Genomic DNA, 19263 nt, shown 5'->3' on the forward strand with positions numbered 1-19263 from the left:
ATCAGCCCGTCACCTTTTTCAGGTGATAGGATTTCGGACGGGTCAAGTTGTGATAGCCGATCACCGACAGGCCGCCGCCACGCCCGGTGTTCTTGCAGCCGGTCCAGCACAGGCCCGGGTCCAGATAGTCGGCGCGGTTCATGAACACGGTGCCGGTCTCGATCTGATCGCCGATGCGCTGGGCGCGGTCCACATCCGAGGTCCAGAGCGATGCCGTGAGGCCGAATTCGCTGTCGTTCATAAGCTTGATGGCTTCCTCGTCCGAGGAGACCTTCATGATGCCCACGACAGGGCCAAAGCTTTCGTCGCGCATCACCCGCATGTCGTGGGTGACATTTGTCAGGATCTGCGGCGTCAGATAGGCGCCGCCGTCATCCTCGGCGAAGGTTTCGATCTGGGCCACGGCGCCCATCTCCAATGCCTCGGCGATCTGCTCGCGCACTTCCTTGGCGAACCGTACATTGGCCATCGGGCCGATGGAGGTTTCGGGATCCATCGGGTTGCCCAGTTTGTAGCCTTTGACGATCTCGAGCGCCTTGGCGAGGAAGGCGTCATAGACGCTTTCATGCACGTAGATCCGCTCGATCCCGCAGCAGCACTGGCCCGAGTTGAACATGGCCCCATCGATCAGCGTATCGACTGCTGCGTCGATATCCGCGTCTTCCATGACATAGCCCGGATCCTTGCCGCCAAGTTCGGTGCCAACGCCGGTAAAGGTGCCAGCCGCAGCGCGCTCCATCGCCTGACCACCGCCGACCGAGCCGGTGAAGTTCACGAAATCAAAGGCCTTTGCCGCGATCAGTTCAGAGGTGGTGTCGTGATCCAGGAACACGTTCTGGAACACATCCGCAGGCACGCCCGCCGCGTGGAAGGCTTCTGCCATGCGTTCACCCACCAGCAGGGTTTGCGTCGCGTGTTTCAGCACCACGGTATTGCCGGCGATCAGGGCCGGGGCCACGGTGTTGATCGCGGTCATATAGGGGTAGTTCCAGGGCGCCACGACAAAGACGACGCCTTGGGGAATGCGCTTGATGTAGCGTTTGAAGGTCTCGTCTTCGCCCACTTCGATATCGGCCAGCGCTTCCTTGGCGATCTCCGCCATATGCGAGGCGCGCTCGTTGAAGCCGCCGAATTCGCCGCCAAAACGCACGGGGCGACCCATCATATGGGCGAGTTCCGGAACGATCACGTCGTTCATCTCGCCGACCTTGGCGACACCGGCCATCACCAGGTCGATCCGCTCCTGCAGGGGGCGGGCGGCCCAGGCGGCCTGCGCGGCGCGGGCACGCTCGGCGGCGGCAAAGGCGTCCTCGCGCGAGAGGGTTTCACGCTCTGCAAAAACCGATCCGTCGATCGGCGAGATACATTTCAGTGTCTGGCTCATGCCATCCTCTTGTGTTTGCTGTCAGGGGGCTTTCCCCTGCCGTGTCAGTATTTCGGGGTCCGGAGCAAGGCGCCGTGGCGTCAGGCCCGTTCAAATCCGCGTGCGATTTCGTAGTCGGTCACCACGCGTTCAAAGTCTTCGATTTCCACCTCGGCGGCGCGCACGTAGTGGTCGACCACATCGTCGCCAAAGGCCTTGCGCAGCAGGGTCGAGCCATTCAGCGCCTCGCGGGAGTCGCGCAGGGAGCCGGGCAGCATGCCGGTCTCGCCCTGATAGACGTCACCCTTGGCTGCGGGGGCCAGTTCCAGTTGTTCCTCGATGCCCGCGATGCCTGCAGCCAGCTGCGCGGCCATGGCCAGATAGGGGTTGATGTCCGAGCCGCCGACGCGGCATTCGACGCGCACTGCCTTGGTACCATCGCCGCAAAGACGGAAGCCTGCGGTGCGGTTGTCCACCGACCAGATGATCCGGGTCGGGGCAAAGGTGCCCTTCATGAAGCGTTTGTAGCTGTTGATGTAGGGGGCCAGGAAATACATGTAATCGGGGGCGTATTTCAGCATCCCGGCCATGTAGTGTTTCATCAGCTGGCTCATTCCCAGTTCATCGTTTTCGTCATAGAAGGCGGGTTTGCCATCCTTCCACAGGGACTGGTGCACGTGGGAAGATGAGCCGACCTTGTCTTGGTGCCATTTCGGCAGGAAAGTCGCGGCATGGCCCTGCTGCCAGGCGATCTCCTTCACCGCGTGTTTGGCGATGGTGTGGTGATCGGCGGTGTTGAGCGCGGCATCATATTTGATGTTCAGCTCTTCCTGACCGGCCTCGGCCTCACCCTTGGTGTTCTCGACCGGAATGCCCGCATCCCACAGGTGATTGCGCAGCGGGCGCATCACGTGCTCTTCCTTGGTGGTCTGCAAGATGTGGTAGTCTTCGTTATAGGCCGAGATCGGCGTCAGATCGCGGAAGCCGGATTTGGCGATCTCGCCAAAGCTTTTCTCGAACAGGAAGAATTCCAACTCGGTGGCCATCATCGCGTCATAGCCCATATCGGCCAGCCGCTGGATCTGCTTTTTCAGGATCGCGCGGGGGGAATGGGGGATTTCCTTGTGGGTGTGGTGGTCCAGCACATCGCAAAGCACCATCACCGTGCCTTCCAGCCAGGGCATCGGGCGCAGGGTGGAAAGGTCCGGCTTCATCACATAGTCGCCATAGCCGCCTTCCCAGCTTGTGGAGGCATAGCCGTCGGGCGTCGCCATCTCCAGATCGGTGGCCAAGAGGTAGTTGCAGCAATGGGTTTCTTCCCAGGCGCTGGCGACGAAATGTTTGGCGTGGAACCGTTTGCCCATCAGGCGTCCCTGCATGTCCACAAGGCACACCAGAACGGTGTCAACAGTGCCGTCGGCAACCTGAGATTTAAGCGTGTCGAAGGAGAGCATGAGGGGCCCTTTGTGTGTTGCGGCCCGCAGGGGCGGACGCGTTTCCGTCCGGCCCCTGCGGGCGAATTCCTGTTTAGGGTATCCGGCCCGTGCGTTGGGCGGGCCGGATGAAAGGTCAAAGACCGGGGCCTATCAGCCGTAGCGGTAGGGGCGGCCGGCCTTGGTCATGTCCGAATTGTACTTCTTGATGATCTCGACAACCTTCGCCTTGGTGGGGCTTTCGGCTGCGATCTCATCCCAGAATTTATAGGCCGCTTCTTCAACGGTGGCCCATTCGGCATCGGGGATCGAGGTCAGTTCCATCTTCGGACCGTTGACGCGCAGATCTGCTTCGCCGCCCCAGTACCACCACTGGCGGTAGTAGTGCGACTGATCACAGCAGACGCGGAACAGGGTCTGCAGGTCTTCCGGCAGCTCGTTCCAGCGGCCCTGGTTGGCAAAGAAGGAGCCAGCCCATGCGCCCGAGATGTTGTTGGTCAGGAAGTAGTTGGTCACATCGGCCCAGCCAACGGTGTAGTCTTCGGTGATGCCCGACCATGCGATCCCGTCGAGTTCGCCGGTCTGCATGGCGACTTCGATGTCTTCCCAAGGCAGGGTGACCGGCACCACGCCGAACTGGCTGAGGAAGCGACCAGCGGTCGGGAAGGTAAAGACGCGCTTGCCTTTGAGGTCCTCAAGGCTGCGGATCGGATCCTTGGTGGCAAAGTGGCAGGGATCCCATGCACCGGCCGAGATGTGTTTCACGCCAACCTTGGAATATTCTTCGTCCCAGATTTCGTTCAGGCCATATTTGTTGAACAGCACCGGCACGTCGAGCGAGTAGCGCGACGCGAAGGGGAAGTAGCCGCCAAAGACGGTGACTTCGGTGGGCGATGCCATGGAGTCATCATCCGACTGCACCGCGTCGATGGTGCCGCGCTGCATGGCGCGGAACAATTCGCCGGTGGGCACCAGCTGATCGGCGAAATACAGCTCGATTTGCATGCGGTCGCCTGCGATCTGGTTGAACATGTCGATGGCGGGTTTCACCACGTGTTCGGCCAGAGCCGCACCGGCATAGGTCTGCATGCGCCATTTGATTGTGGATTGCGCCAGTGCCGGTGTGGCGAGCGGCGCCGCCATTGCGCCTGCACCGGCGGTGGTCAAAAACTTACGTCTTGTCGTCATCTCGTTTTCTCCTTGTTGAAATAGGGCCCCCGAACAGGGCTCTTTTGGTTATTTTCCGTAGACCAGTTCCGGTAGCCACAGGGCGATCTGCGGGAACAGCATCACCAGAGACAGCGCCACGATCATCACAGCGACAAAGGGGATGATAGAGACATAGATGTCCTTCAGCCCGATTTCCGGCGGCGCCATGGCGCGCATCAGGAACAGGTTGTAGCCAAAAGGCGGTGTCATATAGGCGATCTGCGTCGTGATGGTGTAAAGCACCCCGTACCAGATCAGATCAAAGCCGAGCGCCCCGACCAGCGGCACATAAAGCGGCGCCACGATCACCAGCATCGCGGTGTCATCCAGGAAAGTGCCCATAATGACAAAGCTGAGCTGCATCAGGATCAGGATCATCCAGGGGGAAAGGCCAAGCTGCGTGGTGAAGAGATCCTCGATCGCCTTCACGGCGCCCAGTCCGTCGAAGATCGCGCCGAACCCCAGCGCAGCAAGGATGATCCACATGAACATGCAGGAAATGCCCAGCGTCGAGCGCACGGAGGTTTCAAACACCTCCTTGTTCATGCGCCCCTTCAGCACCGCAGCGATAAAGGCGGTCATGGCACCGATGGCCGAGCTTTCCACCAGCGAGGTCCAGCCGTTGACGAAGGGGATCATCATCGCGGCAAAGATCGCCAGCGGTAGCACGCCCGAGAACAAGAGGCGGTATTTCTCTTTCAGGAACAGGTCGGTGTAGAACAGCGGGCTCTTTCGGGTGACAAAGGACAGCGCCGCTGCCGCCAGCGCCAGACCGATGGCCGATTTCGGCGCTACGAAGTCCAGCTTCACCACCAGTGGGATCAGCACCAGCGCGGCCAGAACGATATGGTTCAGGCGCAGCGGATGGTCACTGACGCGGTCGTATTCGGCCAGATCCTCGGGTGTCATCGCCGGGCCAAGGTCCGGCTGCATCCGGGCGCGGAAATAGATGTAGGCGATGAACATGGTGGCCATCAGTAGGCCCGGCACCACGCCGGCCAGCCACAGCTGACCCACCGGCTGTCGTGCGATCATCGCATAAAGCACCAGTACGACCGAAGGCGGCACCAGAATGCCCAGACTGGACCCAGCCTGAATGGTGCCCGTCACCAGAATCTTGTCATAGCCGCGCCGCAAAAGTTCCGGCAGCGCAATGGTGGCACCGATGGCCATGCCGGCGACCGACAGGCCGTTCATGGCAGAGACCAGAACCATCAGGCCGATGGTGCCGATGGCCAGGCCGCCTTTTACCGGTCCCATCCAGACGTGGAACATGCGGTACAGATCGTCGGCGATCTTCGATTCCGACAGCACGTAGCCCATGAAGATGAACATCGGCAGCGTCAGCAGTGGATACCACTTCATCAGCTTCATCGCGGCGGAAAACGGGATCTCGACACCGCCGGTGCCCCAGAGGAGCAGACCGGCAACCGCGCCGACAAAACCGATGGCGCCAAAGACGCGCTGGCCGGTCATCAGCATCAGCATCATGCCGGCAAACATCACGAGGGCGATCATTTCATAGGGCATCAGAGGTCCACTCCGCGCAGGCGTCCGATATCCCGGAACAATTCGGCAAGGCATTGCAGCAGCATCAGAAAGACACCGAAGCAGAGGGTGAATTTTACGGGCCACAGGAAGGGCCGCCAGGCGGTGGAACTGCGTTCGAGATAGCCGAGTTTTTCACCCGCCGCGGTCGGCCCTTCGCTCACCAGCGTCCAGATGAGGTCACCAAAGAAGGAAAATGGCTCCATCCCGAAATAACCAAGGCTATAGGCGGTGGAACTGACCGCGCCGTAAAGCAGAATCCCGAGGTAGACCATCAGGAACAGAACGGTGAAGGCATCGACCCAGGCTTTGGTTCTGGTGCTCCAGCCGCCATAGAACAGGTCCATCCGCACGTTCGATCCCATCTGGATCGAATAGGGCCCGCCAAGGATGTAATAGGCGACCATCACGAATTGTGCGGTCTCCAGTGTCCAGAGTGACGGGTTGAAGAAGGTCTTGGAGACCGAGGACCACAGCAGGACCCCGATCAGGGCAAAGATCAGATACATCGCGAACCGGCCAATGAACCGGTTCAGCGCATCGATCATGCGGACATATCGCAGAATGAAACTAGGCATCGGCCTGCCTCCCGGCCTTGAGCGCGGCAAGCGCGGGGCGCAGCAGCACCAGCAGGTCTTCGGCTATGGCAGCCTTATCCTGCGGGGTGCGCAGCAGATCGTTGCGCACTTCGATCATCACATTGGCGAGCCCGTTTTCCAGGCCGTGCAGGCGCAGGGAATGGGTGACGCCATCCTCTGGGCCGTAGGGATCGTTACGGGCGATCCTACGCTGCGGCAGGCGAGGGGCTTCGGCCAGCATGGCATCGGCCAGACGGGTGTCGCTGTCGTGCAGAATGCCGATTTCAACGGCGCGGTGTTCGCCGAAATAGACCGGTGTGAAACTGTGCATTGTGACCAGAACCGTCGGCAGGTCTTTGGCCTTGCGCGCTGCCAGCACGTCGCTGACCGCCTGACAGAACGGGGTATAGACCGTGTCAACACGCTCGGCGCGTTGTTCGGGCGTCAGGTCACAATTGCCCGGCACCGCGATCACTTCGGATTTTTCCGGCATGGCCGAGGCGGCTTCGGGCGGACGGTTGCAGTCGTAGACAAGCCGCGACACCCGGCTGGCCACCAGCGGCGCATCAAGAGCGTCGGACAGGGCGAGCGACACCGCCCGGGCGCCCGGGTCCCAGGCAGCATGGCTGGTGCGGTCGGCTTCAGCGAGGCCAAGTCCTTTGTAGCGCGCAGGAATGTGGTGGCTGGCGTGCTCGCACAGGATCACCACCTCCCCCGCGCCGTCGGCGTTGAAGACTTCGGTAGCCTCGCTCAGAGCGTTGGAATCGCCCGGTGACATTCAGTACTCCCCGATTTTGGAAAAATGTTTTCACGTGGGGCATTTTCTGTCAATATCGTTTCAGGCAGTTTTTTCTGCGGTCGTTTTCCGCACGATGTAGGATGCGGCGAATGCCCGTTTTTTGATCGACCGAAATAGAGGTGTGCCCCCTTGTCCAAACCCGCCGCCAGTGTGCGAGAGCTGATCCGCGAACACTATTCGACGCTGACCCAGTCCGAGCGCAAGTTCGCCAATGCTCTGCTCGAAAACTATCCTGCGGCGGGGCTGGCCTCGATCACCATCGTCGCGTCGAATGCCGAGGTTTCGACCCCGACGGTGGCGCGGATGGTCCAAAAACTCGGCTTCAAGGGCTACCCGCAGTTCCATCAGGCGCTGCTGAAAGAGCTGGAGGCGCAGGTGTCCGGCCCGACGCAACGACGCGCGAACTGGGCATCCGAGGCGCCCGAGGGACATCTGCTGAACAGATTTGCACAAGCTGTGACGGACAACCTTGGTCAGACCTTTTCAAACCTCGACTATGAACAATTCGACCGCGCGGTGCACCAGCTGGCCGATACCGAAGGGCGGCTCTATGTGGTGGGCGGGCGGATCACCCGGGCGCTGGCCGACTATGCCTTCACCCATTTTCAGGCGATCCGTCAGCACGTGACGCATATGACCTCGTCTTCGGCTACCTGGCCCCATTACGTGCTGGACATGGTCGAGGGTGACACCTTGCTGATGTTCGACGTACGGCGTTATGAAACCAACCTGCAACGGCTTGCGGAACTGGCGGCCGAACGTGGGGTGAAAATCATCCTGATCACGGACCAATGGGCCAGTCCGATCACCTCGGTTGCCCATTATACGTTCAATTGCTGGGTTGAAATCCCGTCGGCATGGGATTCGAACATCTCCACCATGATGCTGCTGGAGGCGATGATCTCTGCCACCCAGGAAGAAGGCTGGGATGAAACCCGCGAGCGCTATGAACGGCTGGATGAACTGTTCGATATGACGCGGCTATTCCGCAAGTTTTCCTGACAGCGACAATTGCTGTCAGCCATCCGGTGGATGGGATGGACATGCGCCGGAGGATACCGCAGTGTATTGATATTCAGCGCCTTTCGGGTGCGCCGAGATCAAAAAGTGTTATAGCGAGGTCCGAACGTATGAACAGGTTTGTCAGAGTTGTTGCCATCGCCAGCATTGCGGTTCTGGCTGCCGTCCCCTCCATCGGCAAGCCGCTGAGCCGTATTCTTGCGGAATCGGGCCTGTCGCCTTTGGATATGGAGATGATGATCCAGGCTGAGGCTGTCCTCTACAGCGTCAGCCAGCCAAAGACCGGCACGGTCGAAGCGTGGAGCAATCCCGAAACCGAGGCTCATGGTACGGTGACGATCATCAACCGGAATGCCAACTGCATCATGTTGCAGCATGAAGCGCACATGAAGGGTAGGGAGAAGGCTTTGCAGCCAAAGCGCAAGTTCTGCAAGGACGACAAGGGCGCGTGGCGCTTGTCGCTTTAAGCGGGTTTCAAGGTCAGTACTGATTCAGCGATAGGTTCGCTGCTCGATCGGGGTGGCTGCAATCGCTTCCAGTAAGCCGTCGATCAGCAATTCCTCGGCCCGGTTTTTTGCGGCGTGGCGGTTCCAGACCACATGCACGTCGATGGCGGGAAGATCATCATATGGCGGGACCTGCCAGAGCTGCCCATCCCGGACATCCCGCGCCGCCACGTGGACGGGCAGGGGGCCGATACCGACACCGGCCACGATCATGCGGTGAACTTCCTCAAGGTGACTGGACAGGCCGGTAACCTTGTCGCCCAGTTCGGCCTGCGCCCGCATTACTGTCACCGGTTTCAGCACATCGTGCAGCCGGTCGGTTTCAAAGCTGACCGAACTGTGCCCGGCCAGATCCGACAATTTCAGATCCTTGCGCCCGAACAGCGGATGGCGCGGGCCGCAGAACAGACCAAAGAATTCCCGGTACAGACGCCGGTACTCCAGCTTTGGGTTGTGATCCCGCACTAGGCACAGTGCAAATGAGGCCCGTTTTGCAGCCACCTCGGCGATGGCGGCGGCGCTGGTGCGTACGTCGATCGACAGGGTGGCTTTGGGGTGTGCGATGTGGAAATCGGCCAGTACCTCGTCAAACAGCGGGCAGACAACGTGGCTGGCCATGACGATCTTGACGTGGCCCTGCACCTCATCCGTCAGCTCCCGCATCAGTGTGGACAACCGCAGGATGGAGCCGTTGATGTCCAATGCCTCGCGATAGAGCAGCCGCCCGGCATCGGTCAGCTGGTAATGCCCGGGCGAGCGGTCGATCAGCTTGCGCCCGATGCGGTCCTCCAGCTTCTTCAGCGCGGCAGAAACCGAAGGCTGTTTCAGCCGCAGTTGTTGTGCCGCCTCGGTGATCGAGTGGCTTTCTGCCAGTACCACGAAGGTACGCAGCAGGTTCCAGTCCAACTCGCGGGCAATACGCTCGGGGGCAAAGCGCCCGTCGCTTTCCATAGATTCCATCTATATTCACAATTTTGATTATCTATTTGATCTATGGTGATCAGGTTTTGCATGCTTCCGTCAAGCCCGAATTAAGCGGGCGTTAACAGGGAAAGACCATGTCCGTCGAAAAACGAGAGGCGCGTCAGCCTTGGATTCTGCTGTTCCCCGCCCTGTCTGCGGTGACGTTGTTACTGTTCGTCCCGCTGCTGTTTATTCTGGTCTACAGTTTCTGGCTGCGCACCGCCACTGGCGCCGATGTGGCGGGTTTCTACCTTGATAACTGGCAAGAGGCGCTGAGCGACCCTTTCTACCGGGATATTCTGATCAGCACCCTGCGCATCGCGGCGATCACCACCGTGGCCTGCGCCCTGATGGGTTACCCTTCGGCCTATTTTATTGCCCGTTCGCAGGGCAATAAGGCGGTGCTCTTGCTGCTTTTGATGCTGCCCTTCTGGATTAGCTACATCATCCGCACGATGAGCTGGATCAACATTCTAGGTGTATCCGGCGCCTTCAACTCGGCGCTGCTGGCGCTGGGCATCATCGATGAGCCGATTCAGATGCTCTATAACGAGGTGACGGTCATTCTGGGTCTGGTGCACTTCCTGCTGCCCTTCATGATTCTCAATATCTTCGTCAGCCTCGACGGCATCGATACCAATCTTGAAAACGCCGCCAATTCTCTGGGCGCGACCCGCTGGCAGGCGTTCCTGCAAGTCACCCTGCCGCTATCGCTGCCGGGTTTGGCCGCCGGTGGTCTGCTTTGCTTCGTGCTGGGCGCGGGCACATATATCACCCCGCTGGTTCTGGGCGGGCCGCGCGATGCCATGTTCGCCAACCTCGTGTTCGAAGCCATCATTACCCAGCTGAACTGGCCTCTTGGCTCGGCCCTGTCGCTGATGCTTCTGGCGGTGCTTGGGGCGCTGGTGATGATCTATAACCGCTACCTGGGCATGGCCCAGCTGATGAAGGGGCTGGGCTGATGGAAGGTCGTTTCAACATGGGCTGGAGCCTGATCCGGGGCTGGGCTGTCCTCGTCTATATCTTCATGTTCCTGCCAGTGGCCGTGGTTGTGCTGCTCAGCTTTAACGCCAGCCAGTTTGGCAATTTCCCGATGACCGGATTTTCCTTCCGTTGGTTCGTGGAACTGGCAGGGAACGATGCGATCCTGCGCGCCTTTCGTACCTCGATCATCCTCGGTCTGCTGACCGCACTGATTTCGACAACGCTCGGCGTTCTGGCCAGTCTTGCGCTGGTGCGCTACCGGGTGCCGGGGGCCAATGCGATCTCGACCCTTCTGATCGCGCCGATCCTGGTGCCCGAGGTGGTGCTGGCGGTGGCGCTGCTGCTGTTCCTGAACTTCCTTGGCATCAACAAAAGCTTTGGCCTCCTGCTGGCAGGTCACGTGATCTTCACGCTGCCCTTTGTGATCCTCGTGGTGCAGGCGCGGCTAGTGTCGATCAAGCGCGACGTCGAAGAGGCCGCGATGAGCCTTGGCGCCTCGCCGGTGCAGACCTTCTTTCAGATCACGCTGCCCCTGATGCTGCCCGCTGTTCTGGCCGGGGGGCTCTTCGCCTTTACCATCAGTTTCGACGACATCACCGGCACACTGTTCTGGAAGCCCGGCGGCGTGGAAACCGTGCCGACGCAGATCTTCGCCATGCTGAGAAACTCGATCAGCCCGGAGATCAACGCGCTGGGCACCGTAATGATCGTGATGACCGTTGGCCTGCCGCTCCTCGGTGCAGCCATCGCCCGGGCCATGGCCCGCAAAAGCGGCACGTAAGAACCGCGCCCTCCCCAAATAAGACCAACAAAATACAGACCAACATGGAGACTGAAATGACCAAGAAAATGGACAATACCACCCGGTATGAGCGCGCCCGCGAGCGCTATATGAACGGTGATCTGGATCGCCGCAGCTTTCTGGGGCTGATCGGCGCGGCGGGTCTGGCCTATGGCGTGTCCACGCCCTTTGCCAAATACGCGCATGCGGCGACCACCGAGCAGGTCCGGTTCGACGGCTGGGGCGGCGTTGTCAGCGAAGCCTTCCGCAAGCACGCCTTTGATCCCTACACCGGCAAGACCGGCATCAAGGTTGTCGACGGCACATTCGGCGGTGGCGACGAATACCTGTCGCGCGTCAAGGCCAGCCAGCCGGGCGAATACAACATCGCGCACCTGTCGGGCGTCTTCGACTATGCACGCTATCACGCGCTGGGCCTCAGCTCGGAGCTCAATGAGGCCAACATCCCCAACCTCGAATACGTGATCCCGAAACTGGTCGATGTGTTCCGCGGCGTGTCGGGCGGCAAACTGTCCTGCGTGCCCTATGACTATGGCACCACCGGTCTGGCCTATAACCGCAAGCATATCTCGGACGACGAGATGAAGGAAAAAGGCGCCAAGATCCTGATCGAGGAAGCCTACAAGGGCAAGATCGCAGGCTGGAGCGACTGGCGCACCCGCATGTGGTACGCGGCCCTGCAGACCGGCCAGAACCCGAACGAGATTTCGGATGAAGAGGCAGCATGGGATGCGGTCCGCACCCACCGTGATTTGAGCCTGAAATACTGGGGTTCGGGCGCCGAACTGATGAGCCTTCTGGCCGAAGAAGAGATCTACGTGACCGAAGCCTGGTCCGGCCGCATCTTTGCGCTGCAGGAGCAGGGCCACGACATCGGTTACATGGATCCGCCCAACGGGTTCGGTTGGCAGGAATGCCTCTTCGTGATGAAAGGCTCGCCGATGGAAGCCTGCGAAGAACTGCTGAACTTCATGCTGGCGCCGGAAACCTCGATCGCGGTGGCCGAAGGCCAGAACTACCCGACCGCGCTGGATCCGACCAAGGTCGATCTTGGTGACAAGATCCCGACCCTGCCGGCCTTTGACCCCACCGGCACGCTGGACGGTCTGACCTTTGCCGATCCGGACTTCTGGAACGGTCACGAAGCCGACTGGTCGAAAACCTTCGGCCGCGTCCAGAAGGGCTACTGATCCCTCCCGCCCTCTCCCCTGCCGGGGAGGGGGCACCTATGAACCTTCCATCCGGAGAGCGCCCCGTGAGTTCCGTCACCCTGAACAATATCGTCAAACGTTTTGGCACCTTCACGGCCGTGCATCAGGCCAATCTTGAAATCCCCGAAGGCGCTTTTGTGACGCTGCTGGGGCCGTCGGGCTGCGGCAAGACCACGAACCTGCGGATGATCGCGGGCTTGCTGGATCCGAGCGAGGGCGAAATCCTGATCGGTGGCAAGCGCGTCAACGACGTGCCGATCCACAAGCGCAACCTGGGGATCGTGTTCCAGAACTACGCCCTGTTCCCGCACAAGACCGTGGCCGAAAATATCGCCTTTGGCCTGAAATACCGTGATGTACCCAAATCCGATGTGGCCCGCCGGGTGCAGGAGGCACTGGATCTGGTGCAGCTTCCCGACGTGGGCAGCCGCTATCCCAAGGAACTGTCGGGCGGGCAGCAGCAGCGGATCGCGTTGGCCCGTGCCATCGTCATCGAACCCGAAGTGCTGCTGCTGGATGAACCCCTTTCGGCGTTGGATGCCAACCTGCGCGAAGACATGCGGGTCGAGCTGAAGCGCATTCAGGCCCAGATCGGTGTCACCACCGTCTTTGTGACCCATGACCAGTCCGAAGCGCTGGCCATGTCGGACAAGATCGTGGTGATGAGCGCCGGTCGCATCGAGCAGGTCGGCACCCCCGAAGAAGTCTATAATACCCCCGCCAGCGAATTCGTCGCCAATTTCCTTGGCGCCTCCAACATTCTGGCTGGCACCTGTGTGTCCCGCGACGCCAAGGCCGCGCTGCTGGACGTGCCGCTGTTCGGCAAGGTTCCCGTGCCCGCGGACAAGGCTGCCGCCGCCAGCGAAGGCGCCGCAGCAAAGCTGGTCCTGCGCGCAGAGAAGCTGGTGCTGATGGCGCCGGGCAGCGATACCTCTGGCCTCGTCACCGCCGAGGCCGTGGTCGAGACCGTCGATTATCAGGGGCAGACCGTCCGGTATTTCCTGCGCGTTGGGGACACCCAGCTACAGGCGATCAACATGATCGACGGTCGCCCCTTTGCCGAAGGACAATCTGTCATCGCCGCATTCCGCCCGCAGGATTGCGCGGCGCTGGCTGGCGCCTGACGGTATTACGCAAGATACGTTCGCGAGCAGGATCACAGCATGAGCAATCTTTTCTATCAGGGCCGAGGCCGCAAACCGGTGCTGGAACAGGCCCGTGGGGTCTATATGTGGGACAAGGATGGCAGGCGCTATCTGGATGGCTCATCCGGGGCGATGGTCTGCAACATCGGGCATTCCAATGAAAACGTGCTGGCCGCGATGCAGCGGCAGATGGAGAAATCCACCTTCGGCTATCGGCTGCATTTCGAAACCGAAGCCTCTGAACAACTGGCTGCACGTCTAGCCGGGCGCATGCCCAAGGGTCTGAATAAGGTGTTCTTCGTGTCTGGCGGCTCGGAAGCGGTGGAAAGCGGGATGAAGATGGCCCGCCAATACGCTCTGGCCACCGGGCAGGACAGCCGCTGGAAAGTGATCTCGCGCAGCCCGTCGTATCATGGCTGCACCCTGGGGGCGCTGGCCGTCACCGGCTATACCACCCTGTCGCAGCCTTTTGCGCCGATGATGCGCGAAATGCCAAAGGTGCCCGCACCGCGCGCCTATCTGGATGGTCTCGACCCGAACGACCGCGAAACCGGTCTGCATTACGCCGACATGCTGGAGGCGAAGATCCTCGCCGAAGGGGCGGACAGCGTTCTTGCCTTTATTCTGGAACCGGTCGGGGGCGCCTCCACTGGGGCGCTGGTGCCGCCGCTCGGATATATGGAGCGGATCCGCGAGATCTGTGATCGCTACGGCGTGCTGCTGATCATGGATGAAGTCATGACCGGCGCCGGGCGCACGGGGACCTTCCTTGGCTGTGAGCACTGGAACGCACAACCTGATATCGTGGTGATGTCCAAGGGCATCGGCTCGGGCTATGTGCCGCTGGGCGCGATGATCGCCGATGAACGTCTGGTCGACCCGGTGCTGGATGCGGGCGGCTTTGCCCATGGGTTTACCTATGCCGGCAATCCGCTGGCCTGCGCTGCTGGTCTGGCCGTGGTGGATGAGATCGAGGCACAGGACCTGTGCCGGAACGCCACCGAGATGGGCGACAAGCTGATCGCACGCCTGCACGGTCTGATGCAGAAGCACGAAATCATTGGCGATGTACGCGGCAAGGGGCTGCTCACCGCCTTTGAATTCATGTCGGACCGCGACAGCAAGGCGCCGCTGCCCAAGGGGCTGAACGCCTACCAGCGGTTTGTCGATATTGCCTATGACAAGGGGCTGATCGTTTATTCCCGCCGCACCCGCGATGGGGTGGAGGGCGATCATATCCTCGTCTGTCCGCCGCTGATCGTGAATGACACCCATCTGGATGAGATCATCGAAGGCCTTGATGCCTCGCTGGTCCAGTTCACCGATGAAATACACCCCGCACTGAAAGTCGGCTGAGACATGTCCAAGATTCTGATCACCTGCGCCATCACTGGTTCGATCCATACGCCGTCGATGTCGCCCTATCTGCCGGTGACGGCGGATGAGATCACCGAGCACGCGCTGGGCGCGGCAGAGGCAGGCGCAGCTGTTCTGCACCTGCACGCGCGCGATCCCGAAACCGGCCAGCCCTCGGCCAGCAGCGAACATTTCAAGGCGTTTCTGCCCCGCATCAAGCAGGCCAGCGACGCGGTGCTGAATATCTCGACCGGGGGCAGCGCCGTGATGACGCTGGAGGACCGGCTGGCAGCCCCCAAGATGGCCGAGCCGGAGATGTGCAGCCTCAACATGGGCACGATGAACTTCGCGCTTTACCCGGCGGCCGAGCGGATCACCGAATGGAAACACGACTGGGAAAAGCCGTTCCTGGAAAACTCGGACGATCTGGTGTTCAAGAACACACCGCGCGACATGGCGCGGATCCTGACCGAGATTGGCCAAGAGCGCGGCGCTCGGTTCGAGTTCGAATGCTATGACGTCAGCCATCTTTATATGCTGAAACATTTCGTGGACCGGGGTCTCGTGAAGGCGCCGTTGTTCATTCAGTTCGTATTCGGCGTTCTGGGCGGCATCGGGCCAGATCCGGAGAACCTCACCCATATGAAACTGATCGCCGACAAGCTGTTTGGCGACAGCTATATGTTCTCGGTGCTGGCAGCGGGTCGCCACCAGATGCCGCTGATCACTATGGGGGCAGCCATGGGCGGCCACGTGCGGGTCGGGCTGGAAGACAGCCTGATGATTTCCCGTGGGCAGCTGGCCAAGACCAATGCCGAGCAGGTGACCAAGATCCGCCGCATCGTCGAGGACCTGGGCCGCGAGGTCGCCAGCCCCGACGAAGCACGCCAGATGCTGGCCCTGAAGGGCGCGGACCGGACCGCAATCTGATGGAGATCCGGTTTCGCCCGGCAGGGGCGCAGGATGTGCCTGCGTTGCATTGGGCGCTAACGCAGTTGTCGCAGGATCTGGGCGATCGCCACGTTGCGGGGGAGGCTGATCTGATGCGCGCGGGCTTTGGCGCCGATCCCGCCTTTGGCGCGCTACTGGCCGAGGCAGGTCCGCCTGTGGCGGCGCGCACGGTCGGGGCCAGCCTGTTCTCGCCGGTGTTTTCCACCGTGCGCGGGGCGGCCGGGGTCTATGTGGCCGACCTTTGGGTTGCGGCGGATGTGCGCGGGCAAAGGCTGGGTCAGCGCCTGCTGGCAGCGGTGCTGCAAGAGGCGCAGCGCAGATGGGATGCACGGTTTCTGAAGCTCAACGTCTATGACGACAGCCCGGATGCGCGCAGGTTTTACGACAGGCTCGGGTTCAAACCCGCCGTGTCGCAGACGGAAATGATACTGGATGAGGCCGGATGCGCGGCCCTGAGAGGAGAGACATGAAAGCGGTTTTTGACGAACGCCAGTGGAACCACGATCCAAAGCATTTCATGGCCAACGGCGCCATTCTGCCCAATCCGGAACAACCGAAGCGGATCGAGGTTCTGCATGCAGGCGCAGTGGCAGCCGGGTGCAGCTTTCAGGCGCCTCAGGATGCCGGTCTTGGCCCGATTGCTGCGCTGCATTCGGCGGAGTACCTGACCTTTCTGGAGAACATCTATACCCGCTGGCAGCGTATTCCCGGAGCCGGTGAAGAGGTCATTCCCAACATCCACCCTGCAGCCCGGACCGACGGGTATCCCAAATCCGCTGTGGGGCAGGCAGGGTTCCACCAAGCCGATACCGCCTGCCCGATTGCCGAGGGCACCTGGGAGGCGGCCTATTGGTCGGCACAATCGGCTGTGACCGGCGCCGATCTGATCCTCGGCGGCGAACGCTCGGCCTATGTGCTGTCGCGCCCGCCGGGGCACCATGCCTTTGGCGATCTGGCGGGGGGCTTTTGCTTTCTCAACAATTCCGGCATCGCGGCAGAGCGGCTGCGCGCCGCTGGCCTGCGCCCGGCCATCTTGGATGTGGACGTGCACCACGGCAACGGCACCCAGGGTATCTTCTACCGTCGTGACGATGTGCTGACTGTCTCGATCCATGCGGATCCGGCGCGGTTCTACCCGTTCTTCTGGGGCCATGCACAGGAACGCGGTGAAGGTCAGGGGCTGGGTTATAACCTAAACCTGCCCCTGTCGCGCGGCACCGGGGACGAGGATTACCTGAAAACCCTGGCCACCGCCCTTCAGCGTGTGAAAAGCTTTGGCACCGATGTGCTGGTCGTGGCGCTGGGGCTGGATGCCTCGATCGACGATCCCTTCGAGGGGCTGGCGGTGACCAAAGAGGGCTTTGCCCGCATCGGCGCGGCGATTGCGGCCACCGGCCTGCCGGTTCTCTTTGTGCAGGAGGGGGGCTACCTCTCCGACTCGCTTGGCGAAAACCTGACACGAACCCTCACTGGGTTTCAGGAGGAAGCGTGAGCGCGAACTTTGATGTCATCGTGATCGGCGGCGGGATTGCCGGGATTTCGGCAGCTGCTGAACTGGCCCGCGATATGTCGGTGCTGGTTCTGGAGGCAGAGCCGCAGACCGGCTATCACGCCACCGGCCGGTCGGCGGCTATCTTCATCCGCAATTATGGCAATGACACGCTGCGCGCCCTCAACGCGGCCTCGGCGCCGGTGCTGGAAGCGCCGGAAGGTATTTCGGATCGCTCACTTCTGTCACCGCGCGGCGAGATGCTGGTGGCCGACGAAAGCGAACTGCCCGCGCTTGAGACTTATGCGGCAGGCGCTGTCGGGCTGGAGCGGTTGTCACCAGAGCAAGCGGTTGAATTGGTTCCCATCTTGCGCCCCGAACGGATTGCGGGTGCGCTGATTGAATGGGATGCGCAGGATATCGACGTTGACCGGATGCTGGCAGGCTATGCCAGCCTGTTGAAACGGCGGGGCGGCCAGATCGTGACCGGGGCGCGGGTCAGCGCATTGACCCATACAGGTCAGGATTGGCAGGTGCAGGCGGGTGATGACACATATACTGCGCCCATTGTGATCAATGCTGCCGGAGCCTGGGCGTCGCAGGTTGCGGCGCTGGCGGGAGCCCTGCCGGTTGATGTGGCACCGCTGCGCCGCTCTGCCGCGATCCTGCCTGCCCCCGAAGGCTATGATCCCACAGGCTGGCCGCTTTTCGCCTCGGCCGCGGAAAACTGGTACGCCAAGCCAGAGGCGGGCAAGCTGATGGTCTCGCCTGCCGATGAGGATCCGGTCGAGCCGCATGATGCCTGGGCCGATGACATGGTGCTCGCCGAAGGGCTTTACCGGTTCGAGCAGGCGGTGACCGTCCCGGTGACGCGGGTCGAAACCTCCTGGGCGGGCCTGCGTAGCTTCGCGCCCGACCGGACCCCCGTTGTCGGTTTCGATCCCCGGGCGGATGGTTTCTTCTGGCTGGCCGGGCAGGGCGGCTACGGGGTGCAGACAGCTCCGGCGCTGGCCGCTCTCACGGTTGCATTGTGCAGCGGCGCGACACCCGCTATCGAACCCGAAGTCGTCGCGGCGCTCAGCCCGGCACGCTTTGACGGATGACCGGATTCCGGATCACAGATTAACTTCAGACCCTACGAACAGATTAGGACGGACAATGACCGAAATTACCCGCAAACACACCGGCCCCCGCATGAGCCAGATCGTCACCCATGGTGACACCATTTATCTGGCCGGTCAGGTCGGCACCGCTGGTGCCAGCGTCGCGCAGCAGACCAAGGATTGTCTTGAGCAGATCGACACACTCCTCGCCGAAGCTGGAAGCGACAAGACCCGGATCCTGCAGACGGTGATCTGGCTGGCTGACATGAAGGACTTTGCCGAAATGAATGAAGTCTGGGACGCTTGGGTGCCCGAAGGCCACACGCCTGCACGCGCCTGCGGCGAAGCCAAGCTGGCCACCCCAGACTTCCTGGTCGAGTTCATCGTGACCGCGGCCAAGGCCTGATCCTTCGGCCTTTGGCCAATTACTGAATGCATCAAACAGAAAGCTCGGCCAAATTGGCCGGGCTTTTTGCATCTGACGGAAATGGTGTCTCAGGACGGCCGATGATTCCACCCAATTCCTTGGATTCGGAGCCCAAAACCAGGCTTGGGGCGGGCGAGTCTGTGGGTAACCCTGTGGGGGAAATTGGAATCGTCCAAAGGCGCCGTGATTTGCTCGAGATTCCCAAGGGGCGACACCGCGTGCAGCACCGTGCGCGTCGATATGGTTCTTTCTAACTCATTGTATTTGCGTGTTATTTCATCTTTCTCCCTGAAAAATGTGTTTTTGTTGATTTTGGGGTTGCGGGTATTTGGAGTTAGGACTAGAACCCCCTTCACCGGCGGCGCTGAGGCGCTAC

The 19263-nt window shown here is 61.1% G+C and carries 20 protein-coding genes; 12 read left to right on the forward strand and 8 right to left on the reverse strand.

The features are described 5' to 3' along the window. Position 1 precedes the first annotated feature (1 nt). The 6 genes from SM765_RS22120 to SM765_RS22145 all read right to left on the reverse strand — a co-directional run bounded on the left by SM765_RS22120 (position 2) and on the right by SM765_RS22145 (position 6909). Entirely contained in the window at positions 2 to 1384 is a 1383-nt protein-coding gene (locus SM765_RS22120; RefSeq protein ID WP_274830972.1) for an aldehyde dehydrogenase family protein, read from the reverse strand. Positions 1385 to 1464: 80 nt separating this feature from the next. Then, entirely contained in the window at positions 1465 to 2817 is a 1353-nt protein-coding gene (locus tag SM765_RS22125) for a glutamine synthetase family protein (RefSeq protein ID WP_065271751.1), read from the reverse strand. A 132-nt stretch (positions 2818 to 2949) separates the two neighbouring features. Beyond that, complete coding sequence (locus tag SM765_RS22130) at positions 2950 to 3984, reverse strand: TRAP transporter substrate-binding protein (RefSeq protein ID WP_065271750.1); 1035 nt, start codon at positions 3982 to 3984, stop codon at positions 2950 to 2952. Between the two features lie 48 nt (positions 3985 to 4032). Then, entirely contained in the window at positions 4033 to 5535 is a 1503-nt protein-coding gene (locus tag SM765_RS22135) for a TRAP transporter large permease (RefSeq protein WP_368981899.1), read from the reverse strand. Beyond that, positions 5535 to 6131: a TRAP transporter small permease subunit gene (locus tag SM765_RS22140; RefSeq protein ID WP_274830970.1), complete on the reverse strand. Its 597-nt coding sequence runs from the start codon at positions 6129 to 6131 to the stop codon at positions 5535 to 5537. Before SM765_RS22140 ends, SM765_RS22135 begins: the two co-directional genes overlap by 1 nt. Further along, on the reverse strand, positions 6124 to 6909 hold the full coding sequence (locus SM765_RS22145) for an N-formylglutamate amidohydrolase (RefSeq protein ID WP_274838792.1): 786 nt from the start codon (positions 6907 to 6909) through the stop codon (positions 6124 to 6126). The genes SM765_RS22140 and SM765_RS22145 overlap by 8 nt, the downstream gene beginning before the upstream one ends. Positions 6910 to 7059: 150 nt before the next feature. Between SM765_RS22145 and SM765_RS22150 the strand changes: the two genes are divergently transcribed. Together SM765_RS22150 and SM765_RS22155 are read left to right on the forward strand one after the other, a co-directional pair. Then, entirely contained in the window at positions 7060 to 7932 is an 873-nt protein-coding gene (locus tag SM765_RS22150) for a MurR/RpiR family transcriptional regulator (RefSeq protein WP_065271746.1), read from the forward strand. Between the two features lie 128 nt (positions 7933 to 8060). Beyond that, on the forward strand, positions 8061 to 8417 hold the full coding sequence (locus SM765_RS22155) for a hypothetical protein (protein ID WP_274833860.1): 357 nt from the start codon (positions 8061 to 8063) through the stop codon (positions 8415 to 8417). A 24-nt stretch (positions 8418 to 8441) separates the two neighbouring features. Here the strand turns inward: SM765_RS22155 and SM765_RS22160 are convergent, their stop codons facing one another. Further along, positions 8442 to 9416 carry a LysR family transcriptional regulator gene (locus tag SM765_RS22160; RefSeq protein WP_274838793.1) on the reverse strand — a complete coding sequence of 325 codons (975 nt, stop codon included), beginning with the start codon at positions 9414 to 9416 and terminating at the stop codon, positions 8442 to 8444. 98 nt (positions 9417 to 9514) lie between these two features. Here SM765_RS22160 and SM765_RS22165 point away from each other — a divergent pair, with 98 nt between their 5' ends. The 10 genes from SM765_RS22165 to SM765_RS22210 all read left to right on the forward strand — a co-directional run bounded on the left by SM765_RS22165 (position 9515) and on the right by SM765_RS22210 (position 18866). Then, positions 9515 to 10381 carry an ABC transporter permease gene (locus tag SM765_RS22165; RefSeq protein ID WP_065271743.1) on the forward strand — a complete coding sequence of 289 codons (867 nt, stop codon included), beginning with the start codon at positions 9515 to 9517 and terminating at the stop codon, positions 10379 to 10381. Positions 10382 to 10398: 17 nt separating this feature from the next. Further along, entirely contained in the window at positions 10399 to 11184 is a 786-nt protein-coding gene (locus tag SM765_RS22170; protein WP_342455910.1) for an ABC transporter permease, read from the forward strand. Between the two features lie 68 nt (positions 11185 to 11252). After that, on the forward strand, positions 11253 to 12395 hold the full coding sequence (locus tag SM765_RS22175; RefSeq protein WP_065273615.1) for an extracellular solute-binding protein: 1143 nt from the start codon (positions 11253 to 11255) through the stop codon (positions 12393 to 12395). Positions 12396 to 12460: 65 nt separating this feature from the next. Beyond that, a complete protein-coding gene (locus SM765_RS22180) occupies positions 12461 to 13540 on the forward strand; it encodes an ABC transporter ATP-binding protein (protein ID WP_065271742.1) in 1080 nt (359 codons plus the stop codon). A 39-nt stretch (positions 13541 to 13579) separates the two neighbouring features. Further along, positions 13580 to 14917 carry an aminotransferase family protein gene (locus SM765_RS22185; RefSeq protein ID WP_274838794.1) on the forward strand — a complete coding sequence of 446 codons (1338 nt, stop codon included), beginning with the start codon at positions 13580 to 13582 and terminating at the stop codon, positions 14915 to 14917. Between the two features lie 3 nt (positions 14918 to 14920). After that, on the forward strand, positions 14921 to 15847 hold the full coding sequence (kce, locus tag SM765_RS22190; RefSeq protein WP_065271740.1) for a 3,5-dioxohexanoate:acetyl-CoA acetone transferase: 927 nt from the start codon (positions 14921 to 14923) through the stop codon (positions 15845 to 15847). Next, positions 15847 to 16338, forward strand: a complete 492-nt coding sequence (locus SM765_RS22195; RefSeq protein WP_274838795.1) for a GNAT family N-acetyltransferase — start codon at positions 15847 to 15849, stop codon at positions 16336 to 16338. The genes kce and SM765_RS22195 overlap by 1 nt, the downstream gene beginning before the upstream one ends. Next, positions 16335 to 17360 (forward strand): histone deacetylase family protein, encoded by a 1026-nt coding sequence (locus SM765_RS22200; protein ID WP_065271738.1) that lies wholly within the window; start codon positions 16335 to 16337, stop codon positions 17358 to 17360. The genes SM765_RS22195 and SM765_RS22200 overlap by 4 nt, the downstream gene beginning before the upstream one ends. After that, positions 17357 to 18460 (forward strand): NAD(P)/FAD-dependent oxidoreductase, encoded by a 1104-nt coding sequence (locus tag SM765_RS22205; RefSeq protein ID WP_274838796.1) that lies wholly within the window; start codon positions 17357 to 17359, stop codon positions 18458 to 18460. Before SM765_RS22200 ends, SM765_RS22205 begins: the two co-directional genes overlap by 4 nt. A 55-nt stretch (positions 18461 to 18515) precedes the next feature. Continuing rightward, positions 18516 to 18866, forward strand: coding sequence for a RidA family protein (locus SM765_RS22210; protein WP_065271736.1), 351 nt, complete (start codon positions 18516 to 18518; stop codon positions 18864 to 18866). 89 nt (positions 18867 to 18955) lie between these two features. Here SM765_RS22210 and SM765_RS22215 read toward each other — a convergent pair. After that, a partial coding sequence (locus SM765_RS22215) for a hypothetical protein (RefSeq protein WP_368981900.1) occupies positions 18956 to 19263 on the reverse strand: 308 nt, incomplete at its 5' end.

Source organism: Pseudophaeobacter sp. 1A09344 (assembly GCF_041008745.1).
GTDB lineage: Bacteria > Pseudomonadota > Alphaproteobacteria > Rhodobacterales > Rhodobacteraceae > Phycobacter > Phycobacter gallaeciensis_A.